12 protein-coding genes are annotated in these 17,914 nt (G+C 46.3%); 6 read left to right on the top strand and 6 right to left on the bottom strand.

Going from position 1 to position 17,914, the window contains the following annotated elements:
* Positions 1 to 444 precede the first annotated feature (444 nt).
* Both AC1DXC_RS23715 and AC1DXC_RS23710 read right to left on the bottom strand, forming a co-directional pair.
* A complete protein-coding gene (locus AC1DXC_RS23715) occupies positions 445 to 1,041 on the bottom strand; it encodes a Crp/Fnr family transcriptional regulator (RefSeq protein WP_477461657.1) in 597 nt (198 codons plus the stop codon).
* A 157-nt stretch (positions 1,042 to 1,198) separates the two neighbouring features.
* Positions 1,199 to 1,642, bottom strand: coding sequence for a DoxX family protein (locus tag AC1DXC_RS23710; RefSeq protein ID WP_477461656.1), 444 nt, complete (start codon positions 1,640 to 1,642; stop codon positions 1,199 to 1,201).
* Positions 1,643 to 1,775: 133 nt separating this feature from the next.
* Between AC1DXC_RS23710 and AC1DXC_RS23705 the strand changes: the two genes are divergently transcribed.
* The 4 genes from AC1DXC_RS23705 to AC1DXC_RS23690 all read left to right on the top strand — a co-directional run bounded on the left by AC1DXC_RS23705 (position 1,776) and on the right by AC1DXC_RS23690 (position 10,266).
* Entirely contained in the window at positions 1,776 to 3,623 is a 1,848-nt protein-coding gene (locus tag AC1DXC_RS23705) for a chloride channel protein (protein WP_477461655.1), read from the top strand.
* Positions 3,624 to 3,901: 278 nt separating this feature from the next.
* Complete coding sequence (locus AC1DXC_RS23700) at positions 3,902 to 6,463, top strand: Kelch repeat-containing protein (RefSeq protein ID WP_477461654.1); 2,562 nt, start codon at positions 3,902 to 3,904, stop codon at positions 6,461 to 6,463.
* A 103-nt stretch (positions 6,464 to 6,566) separates the two neighbouring features.
* Positions 6,567 to 8,816 carry a GH92 family glycosyl hydrolase gene (locus AC1DXC_RS23695; RefSeq protein WP_477461653.1) on the top strand — a complete coding sequence of 750 codons (2,250 nt, stop codon included), beginning with the start codon at positions 6,567 to 6,569 and terminating at the stop codon, positions 8,814 to 8,816.
* A 190-nt stretch (positions 8,817 to 9,006) separates the two neighbouring features.
* Positions 9,007 to 10,266: a glycoside hydrolase family 99 protein gene (locus AC1DXC_RS23690; protein WP_477461652.1), complete on the top strand. Its 1,260-nt coding sequence runs from the start codon at positions 9,007 to 9,009 to the stop codon at positions 10,264 to 10,266.
* A 128-nt stretch (positions 10,267 to 10,394) separates the two neighbouring features.
* Here AC1DXC_RS23690 and AC1DXC_RS23685 read toward each other — a convergent pair whose 3' ends face one another.
* Positions 10,395 to 12,233 carry a CocE/NonD family hydrolase gene (locus AC1DXC_RS23685; protein WP_477461651.1) on the bottom strand — a complete coding sequence of 613 codons (1,839 nt, stop codon included), beginning with the start codon at positions 12,231 to 12,233 and terminating at the stop codon, positions 10,395 to 10,397.
* 62 nt (positions 12,234 to 12,295) lie between these two features.
* On the opposite strand from AC1DXC_RS23685, the gene AC1DXC_RS23680 reads away from it, so the two are divergent.
* On the top strand, positions 12,296 to 12,913 hold the full coding sequence (locus AC1DXC_RS23680) for a class I SAM-dependent methyltransferase (RefSeq protein ID WP_477461650.1): 618 nt from the start codon (positions 12,296 to 12,298) through the stop codon (positions 12,911 to 12,913).
* Between the two features lie 222 nt (positions 12,914 to 13,135).
* Positions 13,136 to 13,393, top strand: a complete 258-nt coding sequence (locus AC1DXC_RS23675) for a putative toxin-antitoxin system toxin component, PIN family (protein ID WP_477461649.1) — start codon at positions 13,136 to 13,138, stop codon at positions 13,391 to 13,393.
* A 143-nt stretch (positions 13,394 to 13,536) separates the two neighbouring features.
* On the opposite strand, the gene AC1DXC_RS23670 is transcribed toward AC1DXC_RS23675, so the two are convergent.
* The 3 genes from AC1DXC_RS23670 to AC1DXC_RS23660 are packed head-to-tail and all read right to left on the bottom strand — an operon-like array spanning position 13,537 to position 17,802.
* A complete protein-coding gene (locus AC1DXC_RS23670; RefSeq protein ID WP_477461648.1) occupies positions 13,537 to 14,223 on the bottom strand; it encodes a response regulator transcription factor in 687 nt (228 codons plus the stop codon).
* A 55-nt stretch (positions 14,224 to 14,278) separates the two neighbouring features.
* Complete coding sequence (locus AC1DXC_RS23665) at positions 14,279 to 15,907, bottom strand: sensor histidine kinase (RefSeq protein WP_477461647.1); 1,629 nt, start codon at positions 15,905 to 15,907, stop codon at positions 14,279 to 14,281.
* Positions 15,908 to 15,912: 5 nt separating this feature from the next.
* Entirely contained in the window at positions 15,913 to 17,802 is a 1,890-nt protein-coding gene (locus tag AC1DXC_RS23660) for an alpha/beta hydrolase family protein (RefSeq protein ID WP_477461646.1), read from the bottom strand.
* Positions 17,803 to 17,914: the final 112 nt, after the last annotated feature.

The raw sequence follows: 17,914 nt of genomic DNA, 5'->3' as shown, positions 1-17,914 counted from the left end.
GGTAAAATGTTACAAGCAATTCTCCCTTTTTTGTAAAATATTAGCAACTGTAATGTATATGTTACACTAAGTTCATTATCAGCTATAAGCCATCCGTTTAGATAGTTTTTCAAAGGGTGGTTCCACGCATTTATAAGACACGTGTGCAAATAAAACGCTTACAGGTAGCCACCTTGTTCTACTGGCAATAACCTATTCGTTCTTTAACAGTATTAAGGCATTCAACAGAAAGGATGGCTGTGAATTTTGAACAACTTGGATTTTAAACCGAATTTGTGGCAAAGCGTCACTATTAGACCAAGTTTGCGAAACCCTGATCGATACACGCGCCTGGCTTGAAGCATGCGCTGCGGGAAATCTATTGATGAACAGCGCCGGCGCAACTAAACCGGCGCGGGCGACGAAATTGGCAGAAGGAAAATTATTGTGATGCCATAGCCCGGGTTAATCACTCTTAAGATCCTGAGTAATTGCCGTTAACAAAGCTTCGTTAATGATTTTTATCGTTTTGCCGTTGGATGTAATCCAATTGTTTTGGATAAATTCGTTAGTTACCTTAAACAATGTTTCATAAGATACAGCCGCGAAAGACGAAAGATCCTGCCTCGTTAGCTCGATGTTTATCGTACCGGCTTTGGTTATACCAAATTGCTTTTGTAGGGTAAGCAGGGCCAATGCTATTCTTTTTTTTACGGGCATGTGCACCAAATTCCGCATCCTTTTTTCTGATTCCTGCAGTTCGTTTGCAAACAACTTCATCAGTGAATAAGTAAGCCTGGTGTTAACTTGTAAGGAAGATTCAAAAAAAGGCAGATCGATGTAGCAAACTATGGTTGGTTCTATCGCCGTGGTTGATACGGGATACGTTGGGTCGCTTCCTAATCCTAAATGGCCCAAAATGTCGCCGGTCTGCGCAAAACGAAGTATAATCTCTTTTTCATCATCCCACCTTTTATGCACTTTTACCTTCCCCGAAAAAATAAAGTATATCCCGGTAACCGAATCGCCCTCATTAAAGATACGCTGCCCTTTTTTAACCATAAAATTCGTTTTATGAGCAGGTATAGCCGGTTTCCAATCGCTAATGCAATGTGTGCACAGGTAACAAGTTGTGATATCGCACCCGTTCTTTGTTTCTTTCATTTATACGAAGTTGCAAAAAATAAATATGGTACAGGCCACCGATGTGTGTATCGGCTCATTCCTCTTTTGTTTCAGTTAGATAATAGTCCAGCGAAAATGGCCCTGAGCCAATCACTAAAAACACCAATAACAGCACGCCGGTTACAACAGAAAGCCAAAGTTCTGTATTCAACGGGGATCTGAAATTATTGATTACAAATAGGGCCGCAACAATGATGGGTAATTGTAATAAGGAGGCTATTCTGGTTGATATGCCCAGCATAATTAATGTTCCGCCTGTCATGTGAACGAAGATGACATAGAACATCATGAATGACATGGCTTCTGAAGGCAATGCCGCTAAATCATGATTGGAAAGAATCCATCTTAAATAGGCCATGTTTTGGAGGAAAATGTAGCCTTTGGCTAATAAGAATGCGCCCAGTAATATCCGTAAAACATCAACAACAGCCGGGTGATGCCGGTTGCCCCAATCCTCAACATAATGGATAGCTTTCATGTTTATTGGCAATGGTTAAACTATAAAACAGGGTGATACGCTGTTTGTTAAAATGCATTTTTATTGTTTATGCAACATTTAGTTGTTATTTTTGTTATAAAATTAGTTAATAATATTGTTTATACAATAAAAAATGCATAAAAAGAACGATAGCATTCCTATTTCCCCCATCCTAAAATCACTCGAAGAAGACGTTAAATACGTAAGCTTCAAGAAAAACCGACTTGTAAAAATTTCAATTTATGCGGTGCTGGTGGCGGTCGCCATTAGTTTTATAGCTAAATTCCTGGTGCTGCTCATCAACCTGGTAACCAATATTTCTTTTTACGGCGCGTTTGATTTGGGTTTTCAAAGCCCCGCCGGCAATCACTTGGGTGCTTGGGTGATAGTTATGCCGGCCATTGGTGGTGTTTTGGTTGGGCTGATGGCTTTGTATGGATCAAAAGCCATCAGGGGTCATGGCATACCCGAGGCTATGGAGCAGATTTTGGTTAATCAAAGTAAAATTAAGCCCTCTATCACTTTTCTAAAACCCATATCGTCGGCCATTGCCATTGGTACAGGCGGTCCGTTTGGTGCAGAAGGGCCAATTATAGCTACTGGTGGCGCGCTTGGGTCAACGCTTGGCCAATTATTAAAAATTACCTCAAGCGAGCGGAAGGTGATATTAGCGGCGGGTGCAACAGCGGGGATGTCGGCAATATTTGGCACGCCCATAGCGGCAGTTTTTTTAGCTATTGAACTGCTATTATTTGAATTTTCGCCAAAGGCTATCCTGCCTGTAGCCTTAGCTTGCATTACCGGTGCCGCCGGCCATCATTTACTGTTCGAGGCAGGGCCGGTATTCCCTATGCAAGCCTTAGAAACGCCTTCCAATTTAGCGTTGGCTGTTTATAGTTTTATAGGTATCCTAATCGGTTTTCTTTCTTTAGGGCTTACCAAGGCAGTATATGTGATAGAGGACTTGTTTGAAAAATTACCTGTGCACTGGATGTGGTGGCCGGCAATGGGTGGTTTGGTGGTAGGGCTTATAGGGTACTTTTACCCGCATACGTTGGGGGTAGGGTACGATAATATCACCAGCCTGCTTTCCGGTAAAGTGCCTTTAGCCTTAATTTTAAGCTTGTGCCTGTTTAAATTTCTTTCCTGGGCCATCGCCCTGGGCAGCGGAACATCCGGTGGTACACTTGCCCCGTTACTCACTATCGGCGGTGCGGCAGGGGCTATTATCAGTTCGGTTATATTAAGCTTGTTTCCAAATGTTGACATCAGTATACCTATGGGTGTTTTAATCGGCATGTCGGCAATGTTTGCGGGCGCATCCCGGGCTTATTTAACAAGTATAACTTTCGCGCTGGAAGCTACCATGCAATCGCACGCATTGCTTCCTTTATTGGGCGCTTGTACGGCATCGTACATTGTTTCATTTTTTCTGATGGAGAACACCATTATGACCGAAAAGATAGCGCGACGAGGTGTTGTTACCCCCGATTCTTATGAGCCGGACGTGCTTCAAAAAATCAGTGTGGGGCAGGTAATGCAGACGGAGAATGTAAAACTGAATGCTGCCATGAGTATTGGGCAGGTAAAGGAGTGGTTAACTAATAATCCGGTTAGGGAAAACTTTTTAGCGATTGTAAATGACCGGGCAGAATTTAGGGGAGTTGTACAACTTGCGGATGTATACGATGTAAAGAATAGTGGCCTTGCAACTTTGGAGCGTATCTCTAAAACGGGCATTGCCGCGGTTAAATCAAATGCTACGCTGCGAAACGCTGTGGAATTAATGGCTCAACAGGAAGTTGAGTTGTTGCCGGTTGTAAAGAATCATAAATTGATTGGGGTATTAAGCTATCGCGATGTCATATCCACTTATAAACAAAACTTTGATGAAAACGAAACGGCCGTTACCCATATATCTTTAAAGCGGCAGCGCATGAAAGTATTATTACGGGGTAAATCGATGTTTAAAAAACTGTAGAAAACTAATAAACTGGGTGCGATATTAAGTGCATTGAATTAGTTAAGTAAAAAAATCCATCGTTAAAATCGTATCAGCCATTGGTAAATTCATGCCAATGGCTTTGCACATTAGGGCCGTTTGCAATTGGCTATTATCGCGTATTTCCGCTTGATGTGAACCGTTTTTATTGTAATTTAGCCATCCCTGCCGCTTAAACCGTAATCGTTCATCCGGCTCGAATTATAAACTATACTATGGGGTACTTAAGTTGCGATGCTTAGCGGGTACTTATCAACATGAGGATTTTTTTATCGGGATTAGTTGCGGTTATTTTTTTGAATATCCTGTTTGTATTGCCTGCTGCTGCGCAATCGTATGGGCTTGCATTCAATAGCCACGAAGTTGTGCAGGATAAACGCACCACCCTCGACCTAAGCCTCGACAACGTTTCCCAAAAAGACAAGCTCGAAGTATCGTTCGACCTTTCTTTCATCTCCAACCGCGCCATTTATTTCGGCTACATCATGCGCCTGGTGGGCGATGACAAGCAAAATATCGATCTGGTTTACGATAACCAGGCCAACACCCGCCATTTCAAGATCATCGTAGGCGAGCGCCTCTCCAAAGTATCCTTCAACCTGGATGAGAAACAGTTGTTTGGCCAATGGAACAAACTACGCCTGCTTATCGATTATAAAAACGACAAAATAACTGTTATTGTCGGCAAAGAAAGCTATACCGAAGCGGGCGTGCACCTGCAGCGCGCCAAAAGCTACAAGCTGCTGTTCGGCGCCAACGCTTACCACCAATACCAAACCACCGACCTACCGCCCCTAAAACTACGCGACGTAAGCGTTCTGCAGGACGGCAAAGCCATTGCCAACTGGCCGCTGAGCGAGTGGCAAGGCAACATCGCCAACGAAACCATCAACCAAAATAATGGCACGGTAACCAACCCGCTTTGGGTAAAAGCGCGCCATCGAAACTGGTTGCTGCAGAAAGAAATAACCATGCCCGGCGATGCTACCGTAGCCTTCGGCGCCGCCAACGAAGAGGTGTACATCATTACGCCCGATTCGTTGGTTACATACTCGGTAAACAAGGTGCCGCAGATAAAAACTATCGCTTATGCATCGGGCAAGCAACTGCTGGTGCCGGGTGCACAGGCCATATTCGTAAACGGCAAAATATACTACCTGTATGTAGACCAGATGAATATGGGCACTTACGATCCTTCAACCAATCGCTGGGATAAGGGTTTCACCAACATTGCTACCAACAACGGGCATCTCAATAAGTTCTACAACAAGGCTGGTAACAGCATTTATACCATAGGTGGCTACGGGCAGTTAGTTTATAAGGATAGTGTAAAACGTTACGATTTTGCAAGCAACAGCTGGCAGCTAGTGAAAACCAGGGGCGATGTATTCACCCCGCGCTACCTGGCCGGGCTTGGGGCCAATGCTGCCGGCGATACAGCATACGTTATTGGCGGTTATGGCAGCGCATCGGGCCAGCAGATTGTAAACCCGCGCAATATTTACGATATGATGCGTTACACGGTTAAGGACCAAACCTTTAAAAAGCTGTTCACCATCGCCGTAAAAAAAGAAGATTTCGCCTTTGCGAACTCGCTGGTCATCAACGCTAAAGATAAATCCTTCTACGGGCTCATATTCCCGCAGCACAAGTTCAACTCCAGCCTGCAGCTGATACGTGGCTCGTTGGATAAACCCGATTATACCCTGGTGGGCGATACCATCCCCTACCAGTTCCATGATATCCATTCCTTTGCCGATATCAGCTATTTTCCGCAGAGCGGCCAGTTTATTGCTGTTACGCTGTTTAAGGATAACGACCAAACACGCATCAAGCTATACTCGCTGCTTAGCCCGCCCGAGCCGCTCACGGCCGACCTGGCCGTAGAAAAGCACACGAGCCGTTGGATCTGGATAGCTATCGCAGGCTTCCTGGTTGTCGCTACAGGTATTGCATACCAGCGGAGGAAACGTGCCATATTACCTTTGGACGTATTAAAACCTGCGGAGGAAACCATGCTGGTGCCTGCGCCCCAACCCGCAGCAAACATAACCATGGCAGATGGCGCTGAAGAGGAGAACGTACGCATAGCCAACAACAAAAATGCCATATTCTTATTCGGCGACCTGCAATTGTTTACGCCAGATGGTAACGAGATTACCAAATACTTTACACCCTTGTTAAAGGAGCTGTTTTTGGTGATTATGCTCTACTCCATCAAGCTGCACCGTGGGGTAAGTTCCGAAAAACTGAACGAGATACTATGGTTCGATAAATCGGAGAAAAGCGCGCGCAACAACCGCTCGGTAAACATCGCGAAGCTGAAAACATTGCTTGAGCAGATGGGCAGCTGCCACTTATCAAAAGATACAGGCTACTGGAAGATAGAGATCGATTACGCAGCCATATCGGTAGATTATCACAACTACCTCAACATCGTATCTAATAAAAACAAGCTCGATAAACAGAAGATACTGCAACTTACGCATATCACGCAGCGCGGCAACTTTTTATCCAACATCGAGTACGAATGGCTGGATAGCTTCAAATCCGAAGTATCCAACGAAATCATCGACAGCTATATACAGTACGCCAACAGCACCCGGCTAGCCGATGACCCCGAATTCATGATCAAACTGGCCAACGATATCTTCTATTTCGACCCGGTGAACGAGGAAGCCATGATATTGAAGTGCAAAGCACTGGTGCACCTGGGTAAACACTCGCTGGCCAAAAACGCATTCGAAACGTTCAACAAAGAATACAAGGCCATCTACGGCGAGTCTTTCGAGCGCGATTTCCATTCAATTCTCGAATAAATGCGTTACAACGCAGTTTTCTGCCTCAATTAATCAATTATTAATAATTCATTAAGCCTTTACGGCAAATTTGGTGTTATAAACCTTTTATAAATTTCACCAGATGGTTATCAATTACTCCCGCTTGGTAAGGGCGGTATCTTTATGTGCCTTTTTCAGTATCGCATCGGCAGGCCCGGCATCCGCGCAAACCGGCGATGATGCTACCCTCAACTACATCGATCCGCGCATAGGCAGCGTGGGGCAGCTTTTAGAGCCCACCCGGCCTACCATGCACCAGCCCAACCAAATGATACGGATGTACCCCAAACGGGCCGATTACATCGACGACCAGATATCCAGCTTCCCGCTCAATATGGTATCGCACCGCCTGGGCGAGGTATTCGCTATAAAACCCATAAATGGTGCGCTTAGTACCTCATCATGGGACGAAAAAATGCCTTACGACCATGATCTGGAAGTAATACATCCCTGGCATTATTCAACCTATTTAATAGATAAGGGCATAACTGTAGATTTTACGCCCGGCAAAAAGGTGGGCATCTACCGGTTCACATTCCCGGCCAAAAGCGATGCTAAAAACATTTTGTTCGATGTGTATAACGATGGTGCCGCAAAATGGGCGTTCGCCAACGGCAACGAGCTTACGGGCATGGAAACCTACCACGGCGATATCAAAGTTTACGTTTACGGGCAGTTCAGCGCAAAAGGTACGGCAGGTACCGTGCAGAACGACGCCTTGTCTAAACAAACCACAACAGAGGGTAAGGGCGTTAAGTCGTTCATTACCTTTACCTCGGCTGCGCCAGATGTTGTAGAATTCAAATACGCTATATCGTACGTGAGCGCGCAACAGGCCAAACAAAACTTTAAAGACGAGTTTACGGGCGTAGGTTTCGATGCGCTTGTTGCAAGCAGCAAAGCAGCCTGGGCCAAAGTTGTTGGTCAGATACAGATAGAAGGCGGCACCGAAGCGCAACGACGCTCGTTTTACACTGCCCTGTACCGCAGCAACGAGCGTATGGTAAACATCAACGAAGGCGGGCATTACTACAGTGGCTACGATAAAAAAGTACATGATAGCAACCGCCCCTTTTATGTAGACGATTGGGTTTGGGATACCTACCTGGCCCTGCACCCACTGCGCACTATTTTGAACCCCGGCATGGAAAGCGATATGCTGAACTCCTACGTAGACATGTATCAGCAAAGCGGCTGGATGCCCACCTTCCCGGTGCTGTTTGGCGATAACCCATGCATGAACGGTTTCCACTCTACCGTGATGTTTTTAGATGCCTACCGAAAGGGCATCCGCGGCTTCGATGTGGATAAAGCCTACGAAGGCGTGCTGAAGAATGCCAACCAGGCCACTATGTTGCCCTGGGAAAATGGCCCCAAAAGCATACTGGACGATTTTTACCTGAGCAAGGGATACTTCCCGGCATTGAGGAAGGGCGAAAAAGAAACCGTAGCCTTAGTGCATTCCTTCGAAAAAAGGCAGGCCGTAGCGGTTACGCTGGGGGGCGCTTACGACGACTGGGCAGTTGGCCAATTGGCAACGGATTTGAATAAACCTGCAGATGCAGCAGCTTTTGCGAAACGCGCTTTAAACTACAAAAACCTGTGGAACAACGATAAGCAGCTATTTACACCGAAGGACAGCGCAGGCAATTTCATAAATATCGACCCGAAATTCGATGGCGGCATGGGCGGACGCGATTTTTACGACGAAAACAACGGCTGGACTTACCTGTGGCAGGTACAGCATGATATTGACGGGCTGGCCGGCCTGATGGGCGGCAAGGATAAATTCCAGGCTCGCTTAGATCAAACCTTCCGTGAAGGACTGGATAGGAGCAAGTACGAATTCTGGTCTAAATTCCCGGATGCTACCGGCCTTGTGGGCCAATATTCGATGGGCAACGAGCCCAGCTTCCATATCCCCTACCTGTATAACTACGTGGGCGCGCCATGGAAGACCCAGAAACGCATCCGCTTTTTGCTTGATGTTTGGTACAAGGATAACATCTTCGGCATCCCCGGCGATGAGGATGGCGGCGGCATGTCGGCTTTCGTGGTGTTTTCCTCCATGGGTTTTTACCCGGTTACCCCCGGCAAGCCGGTTTACACCATTGGCAGCCCGGTGTTTAGCAAGGTTATCATCAACCTGCAAAGCGGCAAGCAATTTAAAATGATTGCCAATAACTGCAGCGTGGTGAACAAATACATCCAAAGCGCAAAATTCAACGGCGAAGTGCTTAACAAGCCCTGGTTTACCCACGAGCAACTAATGGCCGGCGGCACACTGGAGCTGGAAATGGGGCCTAAGCCGAATAAGGACTGGGGAATATAGGGAAGTTGTCTGAACTCGAATTTTAAGGAATTATCGGAATTTATAGAATTAAACCCACAAACGTTTACCAATTCTGCCCATTCAAAAAATTCCTTAAAATTCGAGTTCAGACAAAAAATGAATAAAAACAACTTCCGCAATTCTGCCTATTCCAACGATTCTATAAAATTCGGTTCCAAAAATATCCAGCATGAAAAAGCGCTTACTAACACTACTCCTGCTAATCCCTTTTTTATTGGCATCCGCCCAATCCAAACACGGCAAAACATCCGCTTTTAAAAGCTATAAAGGTTTGGTGATGGCGGGTTACCAGGGCTGGTTCAATGCACCGGGGGATGGCGGCAACCGGGGCTGGAACCATTACCTGTCGCACGGAAAATTCGAGCCGGGGAGCACCAACATAGATGTCTGGCCTGATGTAAGGGAGTACCCCAAAACCTATAAATCGCCTTTTAAACTGGCCGACGGCAGCGATGCTTACCTATACAGCTCGCACGATGCATCATCTACGGAAACGCATTTCAGGTGGATGAAGGAATACGGCGTGGATGGGGTGTTCGTGCAGCGATTCATAAGCGATGTGCAGCGGCCCGCCGGTCGTGCCCACAACAACGTGGTGCTGGGCAATGCGCTTAAATACGCGCAGCAATATCACCGGGCCATCTCGGTAATGTATGATCTTTCGGGCATGCAGGCGGGTGGCGATTCGCTGGTCATCAAAGACTGGAAGCAACTGATCGATAGTATGAAGCTTACCAATCGCGGCAGCAAGCAAAGCTGGCTATACCATAAGGGCAAGCCGCTGGTGGCAGTTTGGGGCGTAGGTTTCAACGACAGGCGAAAATACGGCCTGGCCGAAGCAGAACGCATCATCGATTTCCTGAAGAACGACCCGGTTTACGGCGGCTGCGCGGTTCTGCTGGGCGTACCTACCTTTTGGCGAGATTACGGCAGCGATACCGAGAAAGACCAGCACCTACACGATCTGCTGCGCAAAGTTGATATCGTGCACCCCTGGTTCGTGGGCCGTTTCAATGAGGATACCTACCCCAAATTCCAGGCGCGTATTGCGGATGATATGGATTGGTGCCGGGTTAACAAAATAGAATACGTGCCTACCATTTTCCCGGGCTTTAGCTGGCATAACATGAACCCGCGCGCTCCCCAGAACCAGATACCCCGCAACCGTGGCAAATTTTACTGGAAACAAGTAAACGGCGCGCTTAAAGCCGGCGCGACGATGCTGTACGTAGCCATGTTCGATGAGGTAGACGAGGGTACCGCCATTCTTAAATCATCTAAAAACCCGCCGGTGGGCCTCAGCAGTTTCGTAACGGTTGAAGACGATATACCCAATGATTATTATTTGTACCTCACCGGCTATGCCGCAAAAATGCTGCGAAAGGAAGTGCCTATGCGCGACAGCGTGCCACCGCCGATAAAGAAATAAAGCCCATGAAGGGTAAAGATATCCGGGAAGGTATTACCGGGATTTAGTTGAATATAGGATGTGCCCGGGTTGAGAGCCGGGCACATTTTTTTTACGAATAGCCATTGTTTGGCGGGTTTTAGTTACCCCTATTCTACCACCGGCAAAGCAATAGCCGATGCAAACTTCACCGAATGATAAACCTTATGCGTGGCGGGTATAAAATCGCTCGCTTTTGCCTCAAAGATGTTTGGGACGTAACGCTGCGGGTTACGGTCGATAATGGGGAACCAGGTGCTTTGTACCTGCACCATTATCCTATGCCCCTTTTTAAATACGTGGTTAGTGCCGTGCAGGTCTACCGTGTATAGTTCAACTTTGCCGGGTGTTATGGGTTCGGGATGCTCAAAGCTTTTACGGAACCGGCCACGGAACACATCGTTCGCAATCATAAACTCGTAGCCACTCATTTTTAGTTCGGGCTTGTATTCGGCGGGGTAAACATCAATTAGCTTTACCACCCAATCCGCATCGGTACCTGTGGTTGATGCATATAGCTTTGCTGCTATGTTGCCGGTGATGGTAACATCGTTGGTTAGCGTGTCGGTTTGCCAACTGAGCACATCGGGGCGGTTATCTACAAAGCGTTGGTCTTCGGTAAGCCAGGTAAACCAGCGGGAACCCGGCCCGTAAGTCTCCTCAATGGGGCGGCTGCGGTAAGGCACAGGCTTGGCCGGGTCTGATACGTAACTATCGGCAATAGCTTCAGTAGCCGTTGGTGGGGTAAAGGATAGCTTGCCGTTGCTGTGGAAGTAGATGTTTTTGATGATGGATTCCTTTGGCGGCCACTTGGTGTAATCTTTCCACATGTTGCTGCCTGTTTGGAAGGTTATCGCTTCGGCAAACTTGCCGTCGCCCTTATCCTTTAAATACCAAGCAAACCAGCGCGCCTGTATGTCCTTACGGAAGGTAACGCCCGTGTTGGTACCAAATTTAATATTGCCGAGCTTATCGCCATTGCCTCCGGCCCAACCGCCGTGGTTCCAGGGCCCTATTACGATATAGTTTTGGTTATTGGTATCATGTGGCTCCAGCACCTCATAGGCTTTCTGCGGGCCGTAAAAATCTTCCTGATCCCACCAGCCGGCAACATGCTGTATGGCAATACGCGGATGATCCAGCCTGAATTTCATCGCTTGCTTTTGCCAAAAGCTATCGTAGTTGGGGTGTTTAGTAAAATCGTTCCAACTGGGGAGTTTGTTGTGGAAGTATTTTTTATTGACGTTGGATAGCGGACCAAGTTTAAGGTACCAATCGTAAGTATCGTATGTACCAAACTGGTAAAGCGTATCGGTATGAGAGGCTTCCTCCATAAAGGCATATTCAAAGCCATAACTCAGGCGAAACGCCCCGTTATGGTGGAAATCATCGCCCAGGAACATGTCTGATGGGGTAGCCTGCTCAGACACCGCTTTCATGGCGGGGTGCGGGTCCGTTGCGCCGATGAGAGCCGTCCAGCCATCGTAGGAGATGCCGTACATGCCTGCCTTGCCATTGTTATCGGGGATATTTTTCAGCAACCAGTCTACGGTATCGTAGGTATCGCTGCTTTCGTCAATAGAGTTGGGCTTGTTTTTGTCGCGGCTGAAACGCTGCATCTCAAACGCACCTTCAGATTTGTACCTCCCCCTTATATCCTGCGCCACGAAGATATAGCCATCTTCGGCCATATCCCGGGTGTAGCTGCTACGTTCTGGGCTGCGGCTGCGGGCAACGCCGTATGGCGTACGCGTGATTAAAAAAGGCAGCTTTTCGTGCTGGTCCTTAGGCGTGTAGACTACCGTGAAAAGTTTTATACCATCGCGCATGGGTATCATTACCTCTTTGCGATTATATTTATCCTCTGTTGGTGCCGTTTGGGCAAGCAGATTTTGCGCTGTAAATAAAACCAACACAAACAGCAAAGGTTTAAAGTAAAAGGATTTCATTGGGCAATGGTTAAGTTTAGCTAAAGATAGTAAATCCACCCTAAAAAAATATAAGCAAATCAATGGCAGGCAATTACGATAACTCGGCATCTTTTTACGACCGCCTATCGCGCCTGGTGTTCGGCGATACGCTTATGAAAGCACAATGTTATTTTCTACCGCAGATACCCGCCGGTGCCGGGGTACTGATTATCGGTGGCGGTACGGGATGGATATTGGAAGAGATAAGCAAAGTACACCCTTTCGGGCTGCGGATTACCTACGTGGAAATATCTGCCAAAATGATGGCACTGTCACAAAAACGTAACGCTGGCGCAAACCAGGTAGAGTTTATCAATAAAGCGATAGAGGACGTGGAGTTGCCGCAGGTTTTTGATGTAATCATTACGCCTTTCCTTTTCGATAACTATGCGGCTAAAACCTTGCCCGCTACATTCCGCCACATCCACCAAATGCTTAAGCCAGGCGGCTTGTGGTTCAATACCGATTTCCAACTGACGGGCAAGTGGTGGCAAGCTGTGTTGCTTAAAAGCATGCTGTTATTTTTTAAGGTGCTCTGCGGAGTACAATCGTGGCGATTGCCGGATGTGCAAGGCGAGTTTGATAAAAATGGCTATTCGCTTGTTGAAACGAGGTTGTTTTTTAAGGATTTTGTGGGGACGAGGATGTGTAAGAAATAAGAATTACTTTTCGTTATATTTGGGTATGGAAAGATTGACGATACAAGTTCCTGAAAAGAAATCGAAATTGGTAAAATCCCTCCTCAAGGAATTGGGGGTGATTGTGGAAACGGAAGCCCAAAGATTGGTAAAGGATTTTGACAGCAGAAACGTACAGGATGAGATACCTACTATGGACGAAATAGTCGAAGAAATTCGCCTTATGAGAGCCGAGAAGTCAAGATGATTGTTGTTTTGGACTGCAATATTTGGATGACTCTTGCAATAAGTAGAAACTTATCCTTGCTATACTTTCTTAAAAAGCACCAAATCCATGTTGCTGGATGCGCCGAGCTATTCAATGAAATTTCAGAGGTTTCCCAACGTAAAAAATTCAAAAAATATTTCAATAGGTTGGATATAGAACAACTCATCCAAATCTATTTCACATTCACCTCAAATTACGAACTTGCAGAGATTGAATTGATAGTTAGCGATTAAAAGGATAATTATTTATTCGCATTAAGCAACCTTTCTAAAGCTGACTACTTAGTTACCGGCGACAAGCTTTTATTAGAGGTTGCAAAATACCATCATACGGAAGTTATCACTTTCGCTAAATTCAGGCAACTTATTTCCTCTCTTTAATACACAAACTTATACCCTATCCCCCTTACCGTTTGCAGGTACGTTGGCGAATCGGGGTTGTTTTCTATCTTTTTGCGGAGGCGCACGATGTGCATATCCAGCGTGCGGGTGTTTACGTCGGCATTGTAGCCCCACACTTCCATCATCAGCTCTTCGCGATTGATAACCTTGTTCTTATTCTTGAGGAAATAAAGCAGTATACGGTTCTCTAAAATGGTGAGCTCGGTTTTGCGGCCGTCGCGTATGAGCAAGTGCGTATTGGGCAGGTGCTCCATATTGCCAAACTTGTGCGATTCGGGTTTCTCGTTGTTGAGCGAGAATTTTATCTTGCTATCGATCATGGCCACCAGCACATCCATATTGAAGGGCTTAGTGATGTAATCAGATACACCGAAGTTGTAGGCGCCAATCTTATCGATATCCTGCGCCTTAGCGGTCATCATGATAATGAGCTTATCGAAGCCCTGCTCGCGCAGGCCGGCACAAACGTCTGAGCCTTGCTTACCCGGCAGCATCCAATCCAGCAGCACGATGTCGGGCAGTTCCGCTAATATCATTTTCTCGGCCTCGGCGCCGTTGCCGCTTTCCAGCACCTTGTAACCCTCGCTCTGCAGGCGCTCGGCAACCAAAAATCTCAGGTTTTCGTCGTCTTCTACCAGCGCTATTTTAATTTCTTTATTCATTTCTTTTATTCTATCATCTTTTAAAGGTGACGGTGGCGACACCAACCGCTCTCTGCTAACTTTCCAGTGGCAAGGTAATTATAAACGTAGAACCTTGGTTTATCTTGCTTTGCAGGCTTATGGCCCCGCCCATATAATTCACCAGTTCTTTGCAAAAAGCCAGCCCCAGGCCTACGCTGCCGTTTTGGTTGTACTGGTTCTCTATCCGGTAAAACTTCTTGAATACATCGCCCTGCTCGTACTTGGCCATGCCTATCCCCTTATCGGCAAAAGAGAATACAATATTACGCTTATCCTGTTTTATTGTGATGGATAATTCTTTTTTACCGGGGTGCGAATATTTATAGGCGTTCTCCATCAAATTTTGGAACACACTCCCCATCAGCACAGGATCGCTTTCAAATTTAGCAACTTCCACCTGCGATTGCAGCTTAAAATCGGGGTATTTTATTTTAAAGGTATCTATATAACCCTTCACAAACTCGGGCAGGTTTATTTCTTCGTGTTTTACATTGATGGAACGGTTCTCCAATTGCGTAAATGACAGGAGCTTGTTCATCAATTCGTTGAGCTTATCGGCTTCCTCATCCAATATTTTACCGTAATGTTTACGCTGGCGTTCGCTTAGTTCTGCATCTCCTTTTAGGTTAGAGCCGGCTATTTTTATAACGCTAACCGGCGTTTTAAATTCGTGGGTAAAATTGTTGATAAAATCGTACTGCAGCTTAAATACTTTAAGGTTTATATTAAGGTTGCGGTAAATGAGATAACTAATCAGCACCAGAAAAAAATAGATGAGTAGCAGTATAGCACCAATGGGCAGGTACCTGCGTTCTATCTCCTTATTAACATGCGACCGCTCCGAACTAAAATATAGCTTAAAGTTAGAGAATGCGCCCGGCAAGGCAGCTTCTGTTATTACTTTTTCCTGCTCCACATTCAGCGGGTCGTACACAACGGGTTGTATGGTTACTTCCTCATAAAGCTCTTTATGTGTGTTGACCACTTTTAAAAAATGAGGATCGAGCGAAAAGGTCATCATGTTTTGTTTGCCAAAATTATCGCTTCGCTTACTCCTCAACAAGGCACGGTATATGCGAATATCCTCCCTGCGCGGGATATTGAGATAGCTGATCTTATCCGGCGTAACATTATAAAAAGTGCGGAATATCTCATCCTGTGTAGGCACCCGCGATGTATCTGCCGAATTGATGAACGTATTCAACTTTAAAGCCATTTGCCTAAAATCCTCATCGTTCGCAGAGCTCATATCCTTTACCCCGGCAATGCCACCACGTTTGGGCTTAAAGCGGTATATGTCTTTCACCGTAATGCCTTCCGGGTGTTCGGCAGTGGGGCTGCCTATCTTTATATCGTAGAAAAGTACTTTGCGCACAAAGTTATAGGCCCGAAAAACGGTATCGGAATAATTAGCCGCCGAAGCGGAATCTAAAAAGCCCTGGTAGGAGGTTATTTCGGGTATTTGTATCTGAAAAAAGTCGTAATAGGGTTTTATGGTTTGCTCTAAAACCTCGGTTTTTTTATTGGCAAACTCGTTCTCTACATATTTGGAAGTAAGCTTATAGGATACGAATATGGCTATAACAAGGGTTACTGTTATGAGCACCAAAAAAGCGGTTATCAGGGAAAAATTCGTACGGTAGAGATTTTTTTGCGCCTTCATAGCGGCTATTGTTTACCCTGCATGTTGGCATCCAGGAAGTTCTCTATCTCGGCATACATCTCCATCCGGTTATGCTCGCTACGGAAAAAGGCGCGTTCATTTTCTTTAAGGCGGTATATTACAGGCACGTGGCGTTTGTTGAGTTCGCGCACAAATTGGTTCAGTTCGCTGATATTGGCGCGGGGATCTTTTGCGCCCTGGAAGATGAGCAGGGGGCTCTTTATCTTATCGGTATGGAAAACGGGGGAAATGGCACGCAACTGCTCGGCATCCTTTTCGGGGTCGCCTATCATTTCGTAGCTCATTTTCTGGAAGGGCTTGTAAAATGGCGGGGCATCCTTCAAGTAAGTAAAAAAGTTAATGAGCCCGTATTTCACCACCGCGCAGTTATACATATCGGGGTGGAAGGATACGCCGTAAAGAGCCGAAAAACCGCCGAAACCGCCGCCAAAAATGGCTATCTTTTTGGGGTTGACTATTTTATTGGCTATCAGCCAGCGCACACCATCGGTAATATCATCCTGTATCTTGCCGCCCACCTGCTTAAAGCCCGCCTTACGGAACGCTTTGCCATAGCCCCCCGAACCCCGGTAATTCACCTGGAAAACCGCATAGCCACGGTTGGCCAAAAACTGCACCTCGGCATCGTACCCCCACGAATCGCGACCCCATATGAAATCGTGCGGCATCACCACCACCGGCAAGTTCTTCTTTTCCTTGCCGTTTGGTACGGTTAGGTAGCCGTTGATAGTTAGGCCATCAGATGCTTTAAAGCTTACCGGCTCCATAGCACAAAATTCATCGGGATTTATACCGCTTAAAATATCTGCCAGTTTGGTAAGCTTATCACTTTTTTTCTCGTACAGGTAATACGAGCCTGGGTTTTTATCGGTATAGGTGTTAATAATGAATTTATTTTCGGCGCTGTCGCGGTCAACAATATTCATCTCATCGCCCTTTAGCTTCCCGGCAATATTGCTATACAGCTTTTCAACATCTTTATTTAAAAATTGCTTTTGGGGCTTGGCCTCATCCCAATAAGCAAACTCAATGCGTCGCTTGTTTTTAGAATAGGCCAAGTCCATAATATCGGCGGTGGCGCTGGCATATATCACCTTAATCTCTTTGCCGCTTTCTGCATCAATCTCTACCACGGCGGTCTTATCGCGTTCTACGTTTGATAGCGCGTAGAAGTAGTTCTTTTCGCCGGTAAAGGCAACAGGTTCCACCCTGTCGTTAAAATTGCTTTTGATGATGGGCTTAAAGGCCGACCGCTCGTTGGCCCGGTACAATATCGTTTCGTTCACCCCATCAGATACCTTTGCCAGGCGAATATCGCCATTCGGATCCGGGTACCAACGGGTTACGTTGCCGGGGTTTTGGATGTACAGTTTCATCTCGCCGGTTTTCACATTAAGGCGATACACGTCAAAATTGGCGGCATCGCGCTTGTTCATGCTTACGGTAATCACATCGGGCTGCAGGCGGTTGCGGTTAAGGATGCGTATGCGCACCTTATCCAGGTTAAGCAGGTTGGTTATCTTTAGGGTGGCTACATCCAACGTAAATACGCGGTACACATCGCTGGCGATGATATCCTGGGTAAAAACGATTTGGTTGTTAAAGGTCCAGGAGTAATCGCGTACCGAGTAGTCGGTATAAGTTGTGGCCATCTGTTCCTTGCCCGTCTCCAGCGATTTGATGTAGATATTTTGCTTATCTTTATAAGGCTTAAGGTACGATACAAATTTGCCGTCGGGAGATATCTTGAAGAAGCTCTTCTCCGGTGTCTTAAAAAAGTCGTTTACAGGTATTTGCTTAACCCCGGCAGGCGTGCAGGCGCATAGCGAGGCAACACAGGCAATAAAGAAAAACAATCGTAAGCGGCAGGGCATCAATATAGGCTTAATGAATAACTATGGGTCAAATTACTTATTTAATATAACGCTAATGCTAATGTCACTACAATTTTACCCTGCTCCGGCGTTATATAGCTTTAATAGGGGC

The sequence above is a fragment of the Mucilaginibacter sp. P2_D11 genome (assembly GCF_056404435.1).
This window is presented reverse-complemented; position numbering and strand designations above follow the sequence as displayed.

Coding starts and splice junctions, on each gene's coding strand:
- AC1DXC_RS23695 (WP_477461653.1), top strand. CDS start 6,567: ATGGTTATCAATTACTCCCGCTTGGTAAGGGCGGTATCTTTATGTGCC.
- AC1DXC_RS23660 (WP_477461646.1), bottom strand. CDS start 17,802: ATGCCCTGCCGCTTACGATTGTTTTTCTTTATTGCCTGTGTTGCCTCG.
- AC1DXC_RS23715 (WP_477461657.1), bottom strand. CDS start 1,041: ATGGTTAAAAAAGGGCAGCGTATCTTTAATGAGGGCGATTCGGTTACC.
- AC1DXC_RS23670 (WP_477461648.1), bottom strand. CDS start 14,223: ATGAATAAAGAAATTAAAATAGCGCTGGTAGAAGACGACGAAAACCTG.
- AC1DXC_RS23710 (WP_477461656.1), bottom strand. CDS start 1,642: ATGAAAGCTATCCATTATGTTGAGGATTGGGGCAACCGGCATCACCCG.
- AC1DXC_RS23665 (WP_477461647.1), bottom strand. CDS start 15,907: ATGAAGGCGCAAAAAAATCTCTACCGTACGAATTTTTCCCTGATAACC.
- AC1DXC_RS23675 (WP_477461649.1), top strand. CDS start 13,136: ATGATTGTTGTTTTGGACTGCAATATTTGGATGACTCTTGCAATAAGT.
- AC1DXC_RS23685 (WP_477461651.1), bottom strand. CDS start 12,233: ATGAAATCCTTTTACTTTAAACCTTTGCTGTTTGTGTTGGTTTTATTT.
- AC1DXC_RS23705 (WP_477461655.1), top strand. CDS start 1,776: ATGCATAAAAAGAACGATAGCATTCCTATTTCCCCCATCCTAAAATCA.
- AC1DXC_RS23680 (WP_477461650.1), top strand. CDS start 12,296: ATGGCAGGCAATTACGATAACTCGGCATCTTTTTACGACCGCCTATCG.
- AC1DXC_RS23700 (WP_477461654.1), top strand. CDS start 3,902: ATGAGGATTTTTTTATCGGGATTAGTTGCGGTTATTTTTTTGAATATC.
- AC1DXC_RS23690 (WP_477461652.1), top strand. CDS start 9,007: ATGAAAAAGCGCTTACTAACACTACTCCTGCTAATCCCTTTTTTATTG.